This window comes from Streptomyces sp. NPDC097617, from assembly GCF_044761485.1.
Lineage (GTDB): Bacteria > Actinomycetota > Actinomycetes > Streptomycetales > Streptomycetaceae > Streptomyces.
In genome coordinates this window covers 144,460-161,382 of the sequence record NZ_JBIWCL010000017.1, presented here as the reverse complement: position 1 = coordinate 161,382, position 16,923 = coordinate 144,460, and the positions used below count along the sequence as shown (strand labels likewise).

The 16,923-nt window shown below is 77.2% G+C and carries 7 protein-coding genes; all 7 read right to left on the bottom strand.

What is annotated here, in order from left to right; genetic code table 11:
- Nucleotides 1–7 precede the first annotated feature (7 nt).
- The 7 genes from ACIQZO_RS25510 to ACIQZO_RS25480 are packed head-to-tail and all read right to left on the bottom strand — an operon-like array spanning nucleotide 8 to nucleotide 16,627.
- Entirely contained in the window at nucleotides 8–925 is a 918-nt protein-coding gene (locus ACIQZO_RS25510) for a galactokinase (protein ID WP_403630109.1), read from the bottom strand.
- Nucleotides 922–2,787 carry a methyltransferase domain-containing protein gene (locus ACIQZO_RS25505; RefSeq protein WP_403630107.1) on the bottom strand — a complete coding sequence of 622 codons (1,866 nt, stop codon included), beginning with the start codon at nucleotides 2,785–2,787 and terminating at the stop codon, nucleotides 922–924. The genes ACIQZO_RS25510 and ACIQZO_RS25505 overlap by 4 nt, the downstream gene beginning before the upstream one ends.
- Nucleotides 2,784–3,956 (bottom strand): glycosyltransferase, encoded by a 1,173-nt coding sequence (locus ACIQZO_RS25500; RefSeq protein ID WP_403630172.1) that lies wholly within the window; start codon nucleotides 3,954–3,956, stop codon nucleotides 2,784–2,786. Before ACIQZO_RS25500 ends, ACIQZO_RS25505 begins: the two co-directional genes overlap by 4 nt.
- 2 nt (nucleotides 3,957–3,958) lie before the next feature.
- Complete coding sequence (locus ACIQZO_RS25495; protein WP_403630104.1) at nucleotides 3,959–4,780, bottom strand: alpha/beta fold hydrolase; 822 nt, start codon at nucleotides 4,778–4,780, stop codon at nucleotides 3,959–3,961.
- Nucleotides 4,781–4,787: 7 nt separating this feature from the next.
- Nucleotides 4,788–5,108 carry an acyl carrier protein gene (locus ACIQZO_RS25490; RefSeq protein ID WP_403630101.1) on the bottom strand — a complete coding sequence of 107 codons (321 nt, stop codon included), beginning with the start codon at nucleotides 5,106–5,108 and terminating at the stop codon, nucleotides 4,788–4,790.
- Complete coding sequence (locus tag ACIQZO_RS25485) at nucleotides 5,098–9,786, bottom strand: beta-ketoacyl synthase N-terminal-like domain-containing protein (RefSeq protein ID WP_403630098.1); 4,689 nt, start codon at nucleotides 9,784–9,786, stop codon at nucleotides 5,098–5,100. The genes ACIQZO_RS25490 and ACIQZO_RS25485 overlap by 11 nt, the downstream gene beginning before the upstream one ends.
- Nucleotides 9,779–16,627, bottom strand: a complete 6,849-nt coding sequence (locus ACIQZO_RS25480; RefSeq protein WP_403630096.1) for an SDR family NAD(P)-dependent oxidoreductase — start codon at nucleotides 16,625–16,627, stop codon at nucleotides 9,779–9,781. Before ACIQZO_RS25480 ends, ACIQZO_RS25485 begins: the two co-directional genes overlap by 8 nt.
- Nucleotides 16,628–16,923 lie beyond the last annotated feature (296 nt).

Genomic DNA, 16,923 nt, shown 5'->3' with positions numbered 1-16,923 from the left:
TCAGGGGTCATTCCTCGCGCCGCGCCGCGCCGGCCACGGCGATGTTCAGGAACCGCGGTACGGGCCGCCCCCGGTCGCGGAAGTCCGCCGCCACCGCCGCTCGCACGGCCGCCGGCTGCCCCTCGGGCAGCAGCACCAGTACGCTCCGCCCCGGCCGCCGCCCGGGCGGCCAGGCGCTGAGCGCCCCCGCCCGGCGGGCGCAGGCCACGGCCCGCGCCAGCTCCCGGGGCCGGTCCGCGGCCTCGCCGCGGACGGCGACCAGCACCAGCCGCGCTCCCGAGGCCGGCGGGTCGAAGGCGACGTAGCGCTGGCGCCTGCGGGGCTCGTCCCCCAGCAGCAGCGCCCGGCCCGACCGGGCGAAGAGCACCGCCCGCCGCAGCCCGTCGTCCCCGTCCGGCAGCGCCCCGGCCAGCAGCCGGGCCAGCCGCTCGCGGTCCGGCTGCTCACCCGCCGCGCTGTGCACGTCGGCCACCGCCAGCGCCACCGCGCACTCGGCGGGCTCCGCCGTCGCCAGCCCGGCGGCCCCCGTGAGCGAGCCCTGGACGTGCAGGTCCGTGCCGTCGGCGCCGTACCCGTCCCGGGCCAGCGCCCGCAGCACGGCGTACGGCCGGACGGCCCAGGCGGGAGCGGCCGGCGGCGGACCGGACAGGGTCAGCGGCAGATCGCAGCTGTCCGCGGGATGGCCGAGGGAGCTGAGCCGCACCAGGCCGTCGGTCCGCGGGGCGGCCGCCGCGGCCGTGGGCCAGCCGGCCGCCGCAACCAGCCCGGGGGAGTTCAGGTGGAAGGCGTACGGGGCGCTCCACACGGCGGCCGGGGGTCGCCCGTGCGCCGCCTCCAGCGCGTAGGCGACGAGCCGGTACAGCGGATCGGCCGTCGCCCGCCGGGCCAGGTCCAGCCCGCCGCCGGAGGGCTCCGCGCCCGTCACGGGACGTCCTTGCGGGCCAGCATCCGGTAGGCGTTGCCGCCGTCCGTGCGCCGGGCCACCGCCGAGCGCAGCGTGTCGAGCGCCACCGCGGCGGCGAAGCACGGCAGCGCGGCCACCCGTACGGCGTGGGCCAGGAGCCGGGCGCGCGGCGTGGGGCCCGGGCCCCACGGCCGGTCCGGGTCCGGGGACACCCGCGTCGCCGCGAAGGCCACCGCGCCGAAGAAGTCATTGCCCTGGTGGGCCGGTCCGTGCTCCTCCGCGATGACCGTGAACCCCCGGTCGGCCAGAGCCTCGCGCAGATTGGCGGCGGGCATCAGGTGCTGGTGCTGCGGCTGGAACCAGGGCAGCCAGAGCGGACCCAGGAGCCGGGCCATGCGCGATTGCGGATCGGGCAGTTCGATGGCCAGGAGCCCGCCGGGGGCGAGCACCGCGGCCGCCGCGTCCAGTTCGGCGAGCGGCTCCCGGGTGTGCTCCAGGTAGTGGTACATGCTGACCACCTCGTACTGGCCCGCCAGTTTCGGGGCGAACTCCGGGAACTGGCCCAGGTATCCGCTCTCCACCCAGCCGCGGCGCTCGGCCTCGCGCACCCCCTCGCCCATGTCGAGCCCGTCGAACCGGGTCTGCGGCCAGACGTCCCGCGCCGCGTTGCAGAAGTGGCCGTGCCCGGTGCCGACATCGAGCCAGGTCGCCGGGTCGGCGTGGGGGAGGAGCATCTCGGCGCGCCCCCGGTAAGCGGCGCCCTGAGTGCCGAAGACGGTGCCCGTGCCCTCGCCGCCGCGCCCGTCGTAGAAGTCGCGGTAGTAGAACTCCAGCCCCTCCGGGGTCAGCCGGGGGTTCTGGAAGACGTGCCCGCAGTCCTCGCACCGCTCCAGCGTGAAGCGGCCCGGCTTGGCCTGGAGCAGGTCGGGCATCCGGACCCGGACGGTGAGCCGGTCGCCGCCGCACCACGGGCAGTCCGTGCGGCGCGGTTCGAGGAAGCGCCCGGCCCCCTCCGCCAGGTCCGCCCGGTAGGCGGCCGCCCGCGCGGCCTCGGAGGCGCCGTCCGGCGCCGCGTCCCGGCGGGCCGCCGCGGCCGTACGCAGGCCCGAGCCGAGGGAGCGCAGCGGCCGGGCCGCCGTGGCCCGGCCCAGACCGGCCGGCCGCAGCGGGGAGCCCGGCCCGCCGAGGACCAGGTACGGCTGGAGCCAGTACAGACCCGCCGCGGCGGCGCCCCACCGGCCCTGGCGTACGGCGACCCCCGCGAGCAGCGCCAGCCCGCCGAGCTGCGCCGATGCCAGCGCCGCCGGCGGCAGCCCCTGGGCCCGCAACTCGGCGGCCCGCGCCGGCCCTCCGGGATCCCCGGCCCCGCCGCAGCTCAGACCGGGGGCGACGGCCAGGCCCGTGGCGTCGGCGGCGTACTCCTTCAACCGGCGGGTCAGCGCCAGAAGCTCCGCCGGCTCCGGGCGCGGATCCCCCGGTTCCACCCCGGCGCGGGCCAGCACCTCCTCGGTGACGAGCACGGCGAACCCGGCCCCGCGCCCGGCGCCGAGCCGGTCCTGCCGGTACCGGGCCGGGTCGACCAGGCGCAGCAGCCCGAGAGCCCGCTCGGCGGGCAGGTCCGCGGGCAGCAGGTCCAGCACCCGCAGCCCCTCCGCCTCGGCGTACGCGCAGGCGGCGAGGAAGGTGGCCGCATCCGGCTCGACCCCCCGGGCGGTGAGCAGCCGCCACCCGGCGGCGCGCGGCACCCCGGCCGCCGCCGGCGGGGTCACCGGCAGCACCGGGATCGCGCGCAGTCGGCGCCTGGCGCGCACGGTGCCCGCGCCGAGGGCGACCAGTAACAGGACGGAGGTCCAGGGGACCCGCGGGAGCGGGGGAGGCGTCATAGCAGTTTCTCCAACCGGTCGGCCGCGGTGGCAGCCCCGCCCGCCGCGGCGAATGAGGCCTGTATCCGCCGGGCGGCCCGGCGGGGGCCGGGGTCGTCCAGCACGGCCGTGAGCGCGTCGCGCAGTTCCTCGGCGCGGGTCCTGCCGAACCGCACCCGGACGCCCGCCCCGGCCTCGACGACCTGCCGGGCCACGATCGGCTGGTCGTCCCGGATCGGGGCGACGACCAGCGGCAGCCCGTGCGCGAGGGCCTCGCAGACGGTGTTGTGGCCCGCGTGGCAGACCACCGCGTCCAGGTGCGGCAGCAGCTCCAGCTGGGGGACGCTCTCCTGGAGCAGGACGTGGTCCGGCACGGCCCCGATCAGGGCGGGGGGCGCCGCGAGGACGAACTGGACCTCCTCGGCGAGCCGTTCGGCGGCCCCCAGCACGGAGCCGTAGAAGCGGGCCCCGGCCGCCTGGTTGAGGGTGCCCAGGGACACCAGCACCCGCCGCCGCGCCGGATCCAGCCGCTGCCACGGGAAGCCGGGCGTCGCCGGACGCGCGCCGAAGGCCGGACCCACGAAGGCGTGGTGCGGCGGGAAGTCGGCCCCCGATCCGACGAGTTCGGGAGTGGAGAAGACCAGCACCAGACGCTCCGAGAACCGCGGGTCCCAGCCCGCCCCGCCCCCCGGAGCCGGCGCCGCGCCGAACTCCACGAGCAGGCCCGAGATCTGCCCGGCCACCCACTCGCCGACCTTCGGGAAGTCCGCGAAGGGCCGGGTCAGCTCGGCCGAGGTACTGGCGGACGTCGCCCACGGCACGCCGAGCCGCCGGGCGACCAGGGGCCCGGCCAGCGCCTGCTGGTCGGCGACCAGCACGTCGGGTCCGAAGGCGCGCACCGCCCGGGTCACCCCCGGAACCATCGCCCGGGCCAGCGGCACCAGGGCCTCCTCCCACAGGAACCGCAGCGCACCGACGCCGCGCAGATCGCGCCAGCGCTCGTGCAGCTCCGCGTACCCGCCGCCGAGATCCTCCCCGGCGGGCAGGATCCGGGCCTGCGGCGGCAGCAGCCGGGCCAGCGCCGAGGCAGGTCCGGTCCAGGCGATCTCGTGCCCCCGGGCGGCCAGTTCGGCGCCGACGGCCACGGTCGGATTGACATGCCCCGCCAGCGGCGGCACGGTGAACAGCACCTTCACCGGACCAGAGCTCCCGCCCGCGCCCGCGCCGCCGTCGCCTCGAGGTGGGCGAGGACGGCCTCGCGCAGGACCCCGCTGCTCTCCTTCAGGACGTCGTGCCCCAGGCCCGGCAGGACCCGCAGCGTGCAGTGCGGGGCGTGCCGCGCCAACTTCTGGCCCCCCGCAAGCAGTTCGGAATGCTCCCCGCAGATGATCAGGACCGGGCAGTGCAGCCGGGCGTAGTCCGCCGCGGTGAAGGTGCGGCTCGCGGCGATGTCGTCGATGAGCGTGGTGCGGTTGAGGAGGGAATCGGCGATGGCCGTGAGGTTGGCGGCCTTGCGCAGCCGCAGGGTGAGCAGCTCGGTGGGGACCGTGCTGTCCTCCAGGCTGAGCGCGGCGGCCGACAGGGTGTCCACCATGTTCTCCACCCAGGCGCCGCTGAGCGGCGGTTCCAGGAGCGTGAGCCCGGTGACGAGATCGGGCCGGGCCAGCGCCGCGTGCAGGGCGAGGGTCGCGCCGTAGCTGTTGCCGACCAGGTGGACCGGGCGCTGCCCGAGGCCCAGCGCGCCGAGCAGGGCGAACAGGTCCCGTACGGCGGTGGGGCTGTCGTAGCCGGACCCCGGGCGCTCGGTACGGCCGTGGCCGCGCAGGTCGTACAGGACCGCCTCGTGGCCGGACCGCGCAACCGGTACGGCCAGCGGGCAGTAGAAGGAGGAGAGATTGTCGACGACGAGCCCGTGCAGGAACACCACGACGGGCCGGCCCGGGGAGTCGGCCCCGGCGGTGGCCGGGAGCCGCTGGACGTGGAAGCGCAGGGAGCCCGCGCGGACGAAGGCCACGGCGGGCTCAGCCGGCCGAGGCGGGCGAGCCGCCCGCCGCCGCCCGGGCCAGGGAGGTGTGCGTGATCCGGCCGATGTGGGTGACGAGTTCGCCGACGGACATGGCCAGGATGGCGTCCATGTCCTTCTCGGCCAGGAAGCCCATCAGGTCCACCTGCGCCCCGTAGCGGTGGTGGAGCAGTTCGGCGAGGGCGACGAACTCGATGCTCTCCAGGGCGAGATCCTCGTTGAACGTCGTCTTCATCGTGACCTCCTCCGCGAGCAGGTATTCGTCGCCGACGATCTCCACGAGCATGCCGGTGATCTCGGCGAGGATGTCAGTAGCCATGACGGGCCTCCGTGAGGGGGAAGGGGACGGGGGAGGAGTCGGGGGAGGTCGCCGCGAGGTGAGCGGTCCAGGCGACGACATGGTCGGGCGCCGCCCCGGCGGCGGACGTGCTCTCGCTCGGGTGGCCGCCGTCGAGCGTCGCGGTGCGCACCACGTACGGGTCCCCCTCGGGGGAGGTCACGAGCAGGGCGCCGGAATCCGGGTCACCGGCCACCCGCCAGTCCCGCGGCCGCCCGCCCAGCCCGTTCCCGGCCGCCTTGGCCGCGGCCTCCTTGGCGCACCACAGGGCGGTGAGCGCGGCGGGCAGACCGGTGCCCGCTTCGGCGGCCAGCCGTTCGGCGAGGCGCAGTTCGGCCGGCCCGAGGGCGATCCGGATCAGCGCGTCCGGGTCGGCGGCCACCTGCTCCACGTCGATCCCGACCGGCCGGGTCGGGTGGGCGAGGGCGACCGCGATCCGGTCCTTGTGCGCGATCGACAGCCGGAACCCGCGGGTGGCGGGGGACTCGGCCAGCGGTCGCCCGGCCGGGTCGTTGCCGATCGGCACCTCCACGGGGAACACCGGACCCGCCCCGCCGTCCCACAGCAGTTGCCGCAGCGTGTCCTTGGCGGCGATCCGGCCCAGCAGCCAGGGCGCCCGGGCGCGCGGCGACAGCCGCTCGTAGGCCGCCCGTTCGGCGGCGCCGAGGTAGCGGCGCATCACCAGTTCCTGCGAGGCGGGATCGTTCCAGCGGCGCCGGGCCAGGCACCAGCCCTCGGGCCGGGGCTCCCCGATGCCGCACACCTCCGGGGTGAACTTCATCGGCCAGACCCGCTCGTCGGCGCCGAACCGGCGGTACGTCCACCCCTCGATGCGGGCCCACACCCCGCCGTCCGGCCCCCGCAGCTCGATGTCGCCGCGCACGGTGATGTCCTGCACGGCGCGGATCCGGGCCGTCGCGGTCACCAGCTCCCGCGGCGCGGGCGGGGGCCCGTAGAAGCGGATGCGGTCCACGGTGGCGGGGAACACCAGCCGGTCGACCGGGAGGCGCAGCTGCATCCAGTGCCCGAACAACTGCCCGGCGGCGTCGAGCAGCGCGCCCGGGTCGGGCAGCGCGCGCAGCACCCCGTGGATGCCGTCCGCGCCGACCGAGCGCACCTCGTGCACCCCGGCGAAGCGCGGGCCGTGGAACATCCAGCGGTCCCGGTAGAGGGCCGCCGCGCCGACCGGGGCGGGACCGGGCTCGCGCAGGGGTGTGCCGTCGGGCGCGGGCGGCGCCCCGTAGCGCTCGCCGAGCAGCACGACCACCGAGGCGTACTCGCCGAGTCCGACCCGCATCCGGCCGGGCCCGTCGGCGCGGACGGTGACCTCGACGTCGACGGCCGGTTCGACCGCGAGCCATCGCAGGGCCCGTACGTCCTCGTAGCCGACGACGGCGAGGCCGGGCGGTGCGTGCCGCCGGGCGGCATCGGCGGCCAGCTCCAGCATGGTGGTCATGGGCACGACGGGGAACCGGTCGGAGTCCTCCGGCCAGCCGTCGGGCTGGAGGTACACGCAGTGGTCCCGTACGTAGGGGAGCGAGGCGAGGGACAGCCGCAGGGTGTGGCTCGCCGGTGTCACGGGTGCCACGGGTGCCACGGGTGCCACGGGTGCCACGGGTGTCACGGGTGCTTCTGGTGCCACGGGTGCTTCTGGTGTGTCGAGTGCCTTCCCGGTTCGCGCCGTCCCCGTCGACCAGGCCTCGGTGACGGCCCGGGCGGCCGAGCCGGTGTCGGCCAGCACCGCGTCCAGGGCGGACAGCAGCACCGGCCGGGAGCCGCCGGGTGCCGTCGGCACCGGGGCGGGCGCAGGGGCCAGCAGGCCGACGAGCGCGGCCCGGGCCGGCTCGCCGAGCCGGACCAGCGGGGACCCGAGGTCCAGCGGCATGCCGCGCCCGGGGGCGCGCACCGGGCGCGGAGCGGGCGCGGGCGCGGGCTCGGCGTCGGTGTCGGCCGCCACGGTGCCTGCCTCCGCCAGCCGGTCCCAGCGCGGCGCGTACCCCTCGGCCCAGAGCGCGGCGCAGGTGCGGCCGAGCGCCGCCAGGCCCGGCAGGCGCGGGGAGGCCACCGACACCGAGAGGTGCGGATGCTCGCGCAGGGTGTCCTCGACGAAGCCCGGCAGACCGCCCGGCCCCAGCGTGATGAACGTCCGCACGCCCTCGTCCTCGTAGAGCCGCAGGGTCAGCTCACGGAAGCGGACCGGTTCCAGCAGATGCCGGACGACCAGGTCCCGTACGTCCCGGGGCGCGGACGGGAAGGCCGCGCACGTCGTGGCCGACCACACCGGGAGGGAGCCGGGCCGCAGCGGCAGCCGGTCGAAGGCGGCGCGGACCTGCCCGAGGTACGGCTCCCACATCGGGGTGTGGAAGCCGGAGCGGAACGGCAGTTCCTGACCGAGCACCCCGTCACCGCGCAACCGTGCCACGACGGCGGCCACCTGCTCCGGATCGCCGCAGATCACCGACTGGTGCGGGCAGTTGTCGTGGCTGACCACCACCCGCTCCAGGCCGTGCAGCGCGGCCCGCGCCCGCGGCGCGCCACAGCCCAGCGCCGCGTACACGAGGTCCGGGACCCGCAGATCGCCCGGTCGCAGCGAGCCGAGGAAGGTGTCGGCAGCCTCCGGCGGGTACATTCCGGCGGCCACCATCGCCGCCCATTCGCCCAGGCTGTGGCCCGCCAGCACATCGGCCTCGATGCCCAGTGCGGGCAGCACGCGGGCGAAGAAGCGGCCCGTCGCGATCGCGTCGAGGGCCCGTTCCACGAGCGATGCGCCGCGGGTCAGCCGGGGTGCGGCCAGTGCGAGCCGGTCGGCCACGTCGTCCACCACGGGCGCGAACTCCGGCTCCAGGCCCGGGAACAGGAACGCCACCCGGCCGCCCAGCGGTTCCGGGGTGAACCACACGTCCCCGCGCCCCCGCCACGGCCGGCCCCGCGCCACCACCTTGGCGGCCAGCGCGAGCCGCTGGGGCGTGGGCCCGACCACCGCGAGCCGGCAGGGCCCCTGGCCCCCGGACACCGCAGCGGCCGCCGCCAGTCGGGTGGCGAGCTGCGCCGGAGTGTCCGCACCGATCAGGAGTACGTCGCCCCCCGCGGCCGGACCCACCGGCGCGGCCGGCCCTCCCAGCGGCAGGAATCGACGCACGGGAACCACCCGGCCGGAGCCGGAGACCGGGGCGGGGCCGGGGGCGGCAGTGGCGGCCGGGCGGGAGGCCGGGCGGGAGGCCGTCGGGGCCTCCTCCAGCACCACGTGCGCGTTGATCCCGCCGAAGCCGAAGGCGTTCACCCCGGCCCGGCGCGGCTGCGGCCCGCGCTCCCACGGCTCCGCCGCGCCCACCGGCCGCATCCGGGTCCGGGCCAGGTCAGGGTGCGGTTCCTCGAGGTGCAGCGTCGGCGGCAGCACCCCCTCGTACACCGCGAGCGCGGCCTTGATCAGCCCGGCCATCCCCGAGGCCTGCATGGTGTGCCCGAGCATCGACTTCACCGAGCCGAAGCCGATCCCGTGCCCGTCCCCCGACTCGGGTGGGCCGAACACCTGGGCCAGGGTGTCCAGTTCGGCCGCGTCCCCCACCGGGGTGCCCGTACCGTGCGCCTCCAGCAGGCCCAGCGCCCCCGGCGCCCGCGGGTCCAGTCCGGCCTCGTGCCAGGCCCGCTCCAGGGCCTGCACCTGGCCCGCCACCAAGGGGCTCATCAGGCTCGCCGCGCGGCCGTCCCCGGCCACGCCCGTGCCGCGGATCACCGCGTACACGCGGTCCCCGTCGCGCTGCGCGTCCGCCAGCCGCTTCAGCAGCACCACCCCGGTGCCCTCGGACAGCAGGGTCCCGTCGGCCCTGCGGTCGAAGGGCCGGATCCGCTCGGTCGGGCTGAGCGCCCGCAGCTGCGTGAACACGCTCCACAGCGTCGCGATGTGGCAGTGGTGGACCGCCCCCGCGACGACCGCGTCGCAGCGCCCGGCGGCCAGCAGCCCCACCGCCTGGTCCACCGCCAGCAGGGAGGAGGCGCAGGCCGCGTCCAGGGTGTAGGCCGGACCGCGGAAGTCCAGCCGGTTCGCGGTCCGCGCCGCGGTGAAGCTGGGCACGAGCCCGATCGAGGCCTCCGGCCGCTCCGGACCCAGCGCGTCCTGGAACGCGGAGCGCACCTCCGCGATCCGCCGCTCGCCGAGCTCCGGCGCCAGCTCCCGCAGCGTCTGCGCCAACTGGTGCGCGGTACGCACCCGCTGGTCGAGCCGCGCGGTCGCCACTCCCATGAACCCGCCGCGTCCCAGCACCACCCCGATCCGCGACCGGTCGGCCGGCAGCCGGGTTTCGCCGCCCGCGTCGGCGATCGCCTCGGCCGTCGCGTGCAGGGCCAGCATCTGATCCGGTTCGGCCCCCTCCACGGCGGCCGGCATGATCCCGAACCGGGTCGGGTCGAAGGCGGCGAGCCCGTCGACGAAGCCGCCGCGCCGGCAGTAGAACCGGTCGCCCGCCACCGGTCCGCTCGCGCCCGTGGGGTCGTAGTACACCTCCGGATCCCAACGCCCCGGCGGAACCTCGCCGATGGAGTCCGTACCGGCCAGGAGATTGCGCCGGTACGCGGCCAGATCGGCCGCCCCGGGGAACACCGCGCCCATCCCGACGATCGCGGCATCGGTCGGGCGGGGGCCGCTGCGCTGCGCGTCACGCATCTCCCCGGCCCCCCTCCGCCATCAGGACCACCTGTACGTCGTTCCCGTGCGCCAGTTCGTCGAGGAACGCGGCGGTCCCCGCGTCCGGCGCGATGAGCGGGATCCCCCGCCGGGCGTACGCACGCTCCAGTTCGGGCGTGACCATCCCGCCCGCCTCCGCCGCCCAGGGGCCCCAATCGACGGACAGCACCCGGCCGGGGAAGGACTCCGCCCAGGCGTGCGCCAGGCCGTCGAGGGCGTCGTTGGCCGCGGCGTAGTCGCACTGACCGCGGTTGCCGTACACCCCGGCGACGCTGCCGAACAGGGCCAGGAACCGGGGCGCGGGCCAGGAGCCGTGCTCGGCCGCCGCGGCGGCCAGGTGCCGGGCCCCGGCGACCTTGGTGGTGAACACCGCCGAGAAGTCCGCCGGTCGCTTGTCGCGCAGCAGCCCGTCCCGCAGCACCCCGGCGCCGTGCACGATGCCGTCGAGGCGGCCGTGGCGCTCCCGTACGTCGGCCACGACGGCCCGTACGGCCCGCTCGTCGGTGACGTCCGCGCAGTGGTAGCGCACGGAGGCCGCCGCGGCGGCGAGGGCGGCGAGCGTGTCCCGTACCTCGCGCTCGGCCAGGATCCGCGAGGCCGCGGCCTCGATCTCCGCCGGCGTACGCAGCCCGCCGGCGATCAGCGCCGCGCGCAGCGCGACCCGGTCCTGGGCCTGGCCGAACCCGTCGGCGTCGGCGGTGGGTTGCGGTGTGCGGCCGACCAGTTCGACGTGGCATCCGGTGGCGCGGGCCAGGGCGAGTGCGGTGCGGGCGGTGATTCCGCGGGCTCCGCCGGTGAGCAGGACCACCGCGTTCCGGTCCAGGAGCGGGGGGCCGTCCGGGGCGGGGGCGACCGGCAGGGGGGCGGGTACGGGGAGGCGCGCGACGCGGGTTCCCTCGGCGGAGTAGCCGACCGAGGCCGGTGAGCCGGCACCGGTTCCGCCGTCGGCGCCGCTGCTCAGTTCGGCGACGAGCTGCGCCGCGATGCGTTCCGGGTCCTCCTTGGGGTGGATGGCCACGGCCCTGACCAGCACGCCGGGGAATTCGAGCGCCGCGCTGCGGGCGAAACCGTGCAGACCGGCGCCCGAGGTGCCGGCGGCGCCGGCCGCGGTGACGAGGAGCAGCCGCGGGGTTCCGCCCGTCAGGGCCCGCCGCAGCCCGGGGAAGGCATCGGGCAGTACGGGGCCGGCGGTGGGACGCAGCGCGGACAGGTCGACGAGCCCGTCGAAGCCGGGCTCGGCCGCGGGCAGGGGCGTCGGCTCGGCGCCGAGGACCTCCAGGGCCGCCGCGACGGCGGGGGCGATGCCCTGGCCGTCCTCCACGACGCCGATGCGCAGCCCGCGCAGGGTCTCGAGGGACCCGTCGGCCGCGGGTACGGGCAGCAGGTCCACCCGGAGCCGGCTCACCGGGGGCGCCACGGGTCGCAGATCGGGCGCGGGGGCGGGTACGTGGCCGGGTGAGGCGGGTGAGGCGGGTGAGGCGGGTGCGCGGGAGGTGACCCAGTCGACGATCCCGCGCAGGGTCTTGATCCGGGACAGCTCCTCGACGGCGGACTCGGTGGAACCGCCCGGATCCTGGGGGAGCCCGATCCGGTCGGCGAGGGCCCCGATGATCTCCACCCGCTTGATGGAGTCGATGGAGAGGTCCGCCTCCAGGTCCAGCCCGGGGTCGAGCATGTCCCGGGGGTATCCGGTGCGGGTGTGGACGATCTCCAGAACGAGGTCCATGACCTCTTCGGCGGTGCGGGGGCCTTGCGGTGCGGGGGCGGGCCCGGCAGGGGCGGCTCCGCCGGCGCCGGGCGCGTGCCGGGGCGTCTGCGCGCGCGTCTCCTCGGGCGCCGCCTCGTGTACCGACGGTTCAAAGGCCCGGCGTGCCCCGGCTGCCCGGCCCGGCGGCTCCGCGGGCACGGCGCCCAGGTAGCCGAGCAGAACGTCCCGCTGGGCCTCCACCAGTTCGCGGGTGCCGCGGAGGTACTCCAGCACCGCCTCCTCCCGCCGGTCGGCGGCGGGGGGCGCCCCGGCCGCCGAACCGGATCCGGCGCCCGGTCCCGTGCCCGCCGGCGCGGCAACGCCCGCCGCCGTGATCCGGTGGGCGGGGCGCAGGCCGCCCGGGACCGGTTCGCCGGCCGCGGTGCGGACGAGGTGGCCGTCCACCAGCCATCCCGGGCGTCGCGGGGCGCGGTCGGGGAGGCGGGAGGTCCGGCCGCGGAACAAAGCCTGCGGGGCCACCGCGACGCCCGCCGCCATCAGTTCGGCCACCGCCGTGACCAGCCGGAGCAGGCCGTGCTCGCCCGGCACGTCCAGCGGGACCACGGTGTGCGGCCGGTCGTGCAGGATCCGGCCGAGCAGGCCGGACAGGACCCGGCCGGGGCCCGCCTCCACGAACGTCCGGACACCGGCCGCGTACATGGCCTCCACCTGCTCGACGAACCGCACCGGCTCCGCGACCTGGCGCGCGGCAAGGCCTCGTACCCCTTCGGCCGTCGCCGGATACCGGTCGGCCGTCGTGTTCGACCAGACGGGGATGCGCGCAGCCGTGACCGGTGTCGCCGCCAGCTCCGCCGCCAGGGTTTTGGCCGCCTCCGCCACCACCTCGCTGTGGAAGGCGCAGGCCACGGGGAGGGGTTCGGCCGTGAGGCCGGCCTCGCGCAGGGCCGTCACCGCCTCGGAAACGGCCGCCGTGGGGCCCGAGATCACGCACTGGCGGGGTGCGTTGTGGTTCGCCACCACGCACCCGGCGCGGGCCGCGATCTCCCGTACCTCCTCCGGCGCTGCCGACACCGCGGCCATCGACCCCGGATCCGCTCCGGCGGCCGCCACGATCGCCTCGGCCCGGCGGACGCTCAGCCGCAGCAGGCTCTGCGTGTCGTAGGCCCCCGCCGCCCACAGCGCGGTGAGCTCCCCGTACGAGTGGCCGGCCACGCAGTCCGGCCGTACGCCGAGTTCGGCGAGCAGCAGATGCGCGGCCGCCCCGGCGAGGCCGAGGGCCGGCTGCGCCACGCGGGTGTCGGTGACCGCGGCCCGCTGCGCCGCCCGTCCCTCGCCGGTGAACGCCGCCGGCGGGAACATCGCCGACACCACCGGGGGCGGAGCCGCGTCCAGCAGGGTGCGCAGGGCGGGGAACGCCGTGAAGAGGTCGACGAGCATGCGCGGGCGCTGGCTGCCCTGCCCCGGGAAGAGGAACGCCACCTTGCCCGGCCCGGCCGTCTCCTCCCGTACGTGGACCCCCGCGCCCGGGGTGAAGGTGCGGGCCCGCTCCAGCCGGGCCGCCAGTTCGTCGTGATCCGCGGCCACCACCGCCACCGTCACCGCGCCGGTCCCGGTGGCGGCGGTCTCCGCCGCGAGGTCCCGCAGGGCCCAGGGCCGGCCGGCCGCGTCGTTCTCCTCCAGGCGCGCCGCGAGGCGGGCCATCGCCCGGCCCACCGCCCGCCGGTCCTCGCCGCGGAAGCAGAACAGCTCCGCCGGCCATTCCTCCAGCCCGTGCCGGGGCTCCGCCGAACCCCCGTAACCCGCCAGCACCGCGTGGTAGTTGGTGCCACCGAAGCCGAAAGCGCTCACCCCGGCGATCCGCTGCTCCGCGGGCACCGCCCAGGGCCGGGCCTCGCGGTCGAAGGCGAACGGGCTGCTCTGTGCCTGCCAGGCCGGGTTGGGCGCGTCGATGTGCAGGGTCGGCGGCCGCACCCCCGTGTGGACCGCCCGGGCGGCCTTGATCAGCCCGGCCAGTCCGGCCGCGCACTTGGTGTGCCCGAGCTGCGATTTCACGGAGCCCAGCGCGCAGGCTCCCGGCTCGGCCCCGGACGCGGTGAACAGCGCGCTCAGTACGGCCAGTTCGGTGCTGTCCCCGACGACCGTGCCGGTGCCGTGCGCCTCGATCAGGCCCACCTCGCCGGGCGTGATGCCGGCCCGCGCGTAGGCCCGTTCCAGGGCCCGGCGCTGGCCTTCGGGCCGGGGCGCGGTCAGGCCGAGGGACCGGCCGTCGCTGGCGGCGCCCACCGCCTTGATCACCGCGTACACCCGGTCGCCGTCGCGTTCCGCGTCCGCGAGCCGCTTCAGGACGAGCGCGCCCACGCCCTCGCCGAGCGCGATCCCGTCGGCGGCGGAGTCGAAGGGCCGGCAGCGGCCGCCCGGCGACAGGGCGCGGACCGAGGCGAACATCAGGTAGTCGTTGATGCCGTTGTGCACATCGGCGCCGCCGCACAGCACCATGTCGCTGTCGTGGTCGCGCAGTTGGCGGCAGGCGAGGTCCAGCGCGGCGAGCGAGGAGGCGCAGGCGGCGTCGACCGTGCAGTTCGCGCCCCCGAGGTCGAGGCGGTTGGCGACCCGCCCGGCGATGACGTTCGCGAGGATCCCGGGGAAGGAGTCCTCGGTGAGCCGGGGCAGCTGCTCGTCCAACTCGGCCGGGAGGGCGCCCAGGTAGGCGGGGTGCAGGGCGCGCAGCCCGTACGCGCCCGCGAGTTCCGTACCGGCCTCCGCGCCGAAGACCACCGAGGTCCGGGAGCGGTCGAAGGCTCGGTCCTTGCCGTAGCCCGCGTCCCCGAGGGCGCGCGCCGAGATCTCCAGGGCGAGCAGCTGCACCGGCTCGATCCCGGCGAGGGAGGCGGGCGCAATGCCGTACGCGAGGGCGTCGAACGGCACCGGGTCGAGGAAGCCGCCCCAGCGGGACGGGGTGCGCTCACCGGCCCGGGCCGGGTCCGCGTCGTAGTAGAGCGCCGGGTCCCAGCGCTCGGCCGGCACTTCGGTGACGGCGTCCGTCCCGGCGAGGACCATGGCCCAGTAGGCGGCGAGGTCCGGGGCGCCCGGGTAGGCGCAGGCCATTCCGACGATCGCGATGTCGAGCGGGTCGGCCGCCCGCGGCGCACGCTGCGCCGACGTCCCGGCGCCGGCGAGTTCGCGGGCGCGCCGCTCCAGCAGTGCGGTGGCCCCCTCGGTGACCTGCGCGTGCAGCGCCGCGACCGTGGTGGTCCCCGTGCGCAGGGTGGCGGCCTGCCCCAGCATGAACAGCCCGTCGGTGTCCTGCTGTTCCTCGGGGACGGGCTCCAGGGCACCTCCGCCGGGGCTTCGGCGCAGGCCCTTGCTGGCGATCCGCAGCCGTCCCAGATTCAGCCGCTCCAGCTCCTCCCACATCGTGCGCGGCTCGATCCCGCTCCCCTCGAGCCGCCGCCGGGTCGCCTCGAAGGTCCCGGCGTACGGGGTGGCCGCGCACCGGGTGGCGTGTCCCGGCGCGGTGCGCAGCAGGACGGTGTCCGCGCACTCCACCGCCGCCCGCTGGAAGCCCGGCCGGATGGCGCCGGCCGCCACGGCCTCCTCGGCGAACAGGTAGGCGGTGCCCATCAGTACGCCGACCCGTGCGCCCCGGGCGGCCAGCGGGGCCGCGGCGGCCACCGCCATCGCGGCGGACCGCTCGTCGTGGATCCCGCCCGCGAACAGCAGGTCCAGGGCCTCCGGTTCGGGGCAGGCGAGCAGCCGCTCGATCTGCTCCTCCCACAGGGGGAAGGACGCGCGGGGCCCGACGTGCCCGCCGCACTCCAGCCCCTCGAAGACGAACCGCCGGGCCCCCTCGGCGAGGTAGCGCTCCAGCAGGCCGGGGGAGGGCACGTGCAGGTGAGTCCGGATCCCGGCGGCCTCCAGCGGGGCCGCCTGCGCCGGGGTGCCGCCGGCGATGATCGCGTAGGGCGGCCGGGCCCCGGTCACGGCCGCCAGCTGCTCCTGGCGCAGCTCGGGCGGGGCGAAGCCGAGCAGGCCCACGCCCCAGGGGAGGTCCCCGAGCCGTTCGGCCGTCTCCGCCAGCAGCCGTCGTACGTCCGGGCCCTCCATCACGGCGAGCGCGAGGTACGGCACCCCGCCCGCGGCGGCCACCGCCGCGGCGAAGGCCGCCTGATCGCTCACCCGCGTCATCGGGCCCTGCGCGACGGGGAGCGGCTGCCCGAGGGGCCGGGCCCGTACGACGGCCTCCAGGTGGCCGGCGACGGCCGCCCGTACGGCCTGCAGGACGCCGGCAGTGGTCCGGTGGCGCGCGGCCAGCCGGGCGGCCGAGGCCCCGTCCTGCCCGACGGGCAGCAGCCGCGTCCGCAGGTCCCGGGCGCCGAGGAGGGTGCGCGCGGGGCCTGCGGGCGGGGTCAGGTCGGGCCGGGCGAACACCCGGTGCCCGTCGACCAGCCGGGTCTCGGAGCCGTCCATCGCCCGCAGTGCCGCGGCGACCTCCTCCGGCAGGCCGCTCTCGCCCTCGGTGGTCAGGGCCAGTTGGACGTCGAGCAGCACCCCGGCGGCGCCGCCCGCGACGGCCGCCGCCGCCGTGTGCGGCCCGATCCCGCCGCAGGCGCGTACGGGTACGCGGATCCCGGGGTCGCCGAGGAGCTGCTGGAGCAGGATGAAGGTGGTGGCCGAGCCCACCCGGCCGCCCGCCTCGTGGCCCTTCGCGACGAGCGCTTCGGCCCCGGCGGCCACGGCGGTCGCGGCCTCGGCCGCGCTGGTGACCTCGGCCCACACCCGGGGGCGCCCGGCCGCCGCGGCCCATGCGGCCACTCCCTCGGGGGTGTGCGTGTCGGGGTCGGCGAGCAGCACGGTGTCCACCGCGGCGGGGATGTCCGCGGGCCCGAGCGGGCAGTCGGCGGGCACCCGCGCCCCGTACCGGGCACGGTCGCCGAGCCTTCGGCCCAGCTCCGCGAAGGCACGCCGGGCGGCGCCGGGGTCCCGGCCGAGGTCGAGCAGTCCGAGGGCCCCGGCGCGCTCGGCGGCGGTCACGACGGCCGGGTGGGGCTCCTCGAAGGGGCTGACCGCGACGACCAGGTCACGGGTGACGGCGGGCTGGGGGTGGGGGGTCACGGGCGCTCCTCTTCCAATGCTGTGTGACATGGCGGAGTGCAGGGCGGAAGCACGGACGAGCAGGTGAGCAGGTGAGCGGGCGAGCAGCCGAACGGGGCGGACGGGCGGACGGGCGAGCGGGCGAACCGACGAGCCGACGAGCCGTGCAACGGCAGTGCGGGGCAGGGCGGAAGACGGGGGAGTGCGGCGGTCGTGCGCACCGGCCGAGCGGCCCGCCGCGGGTACGACGGGCTTGAACCGTGGTCAAACACCCGCAATGCCGCGTTGCATCGTGCGGTGGCCGTCCTGCACTGTCA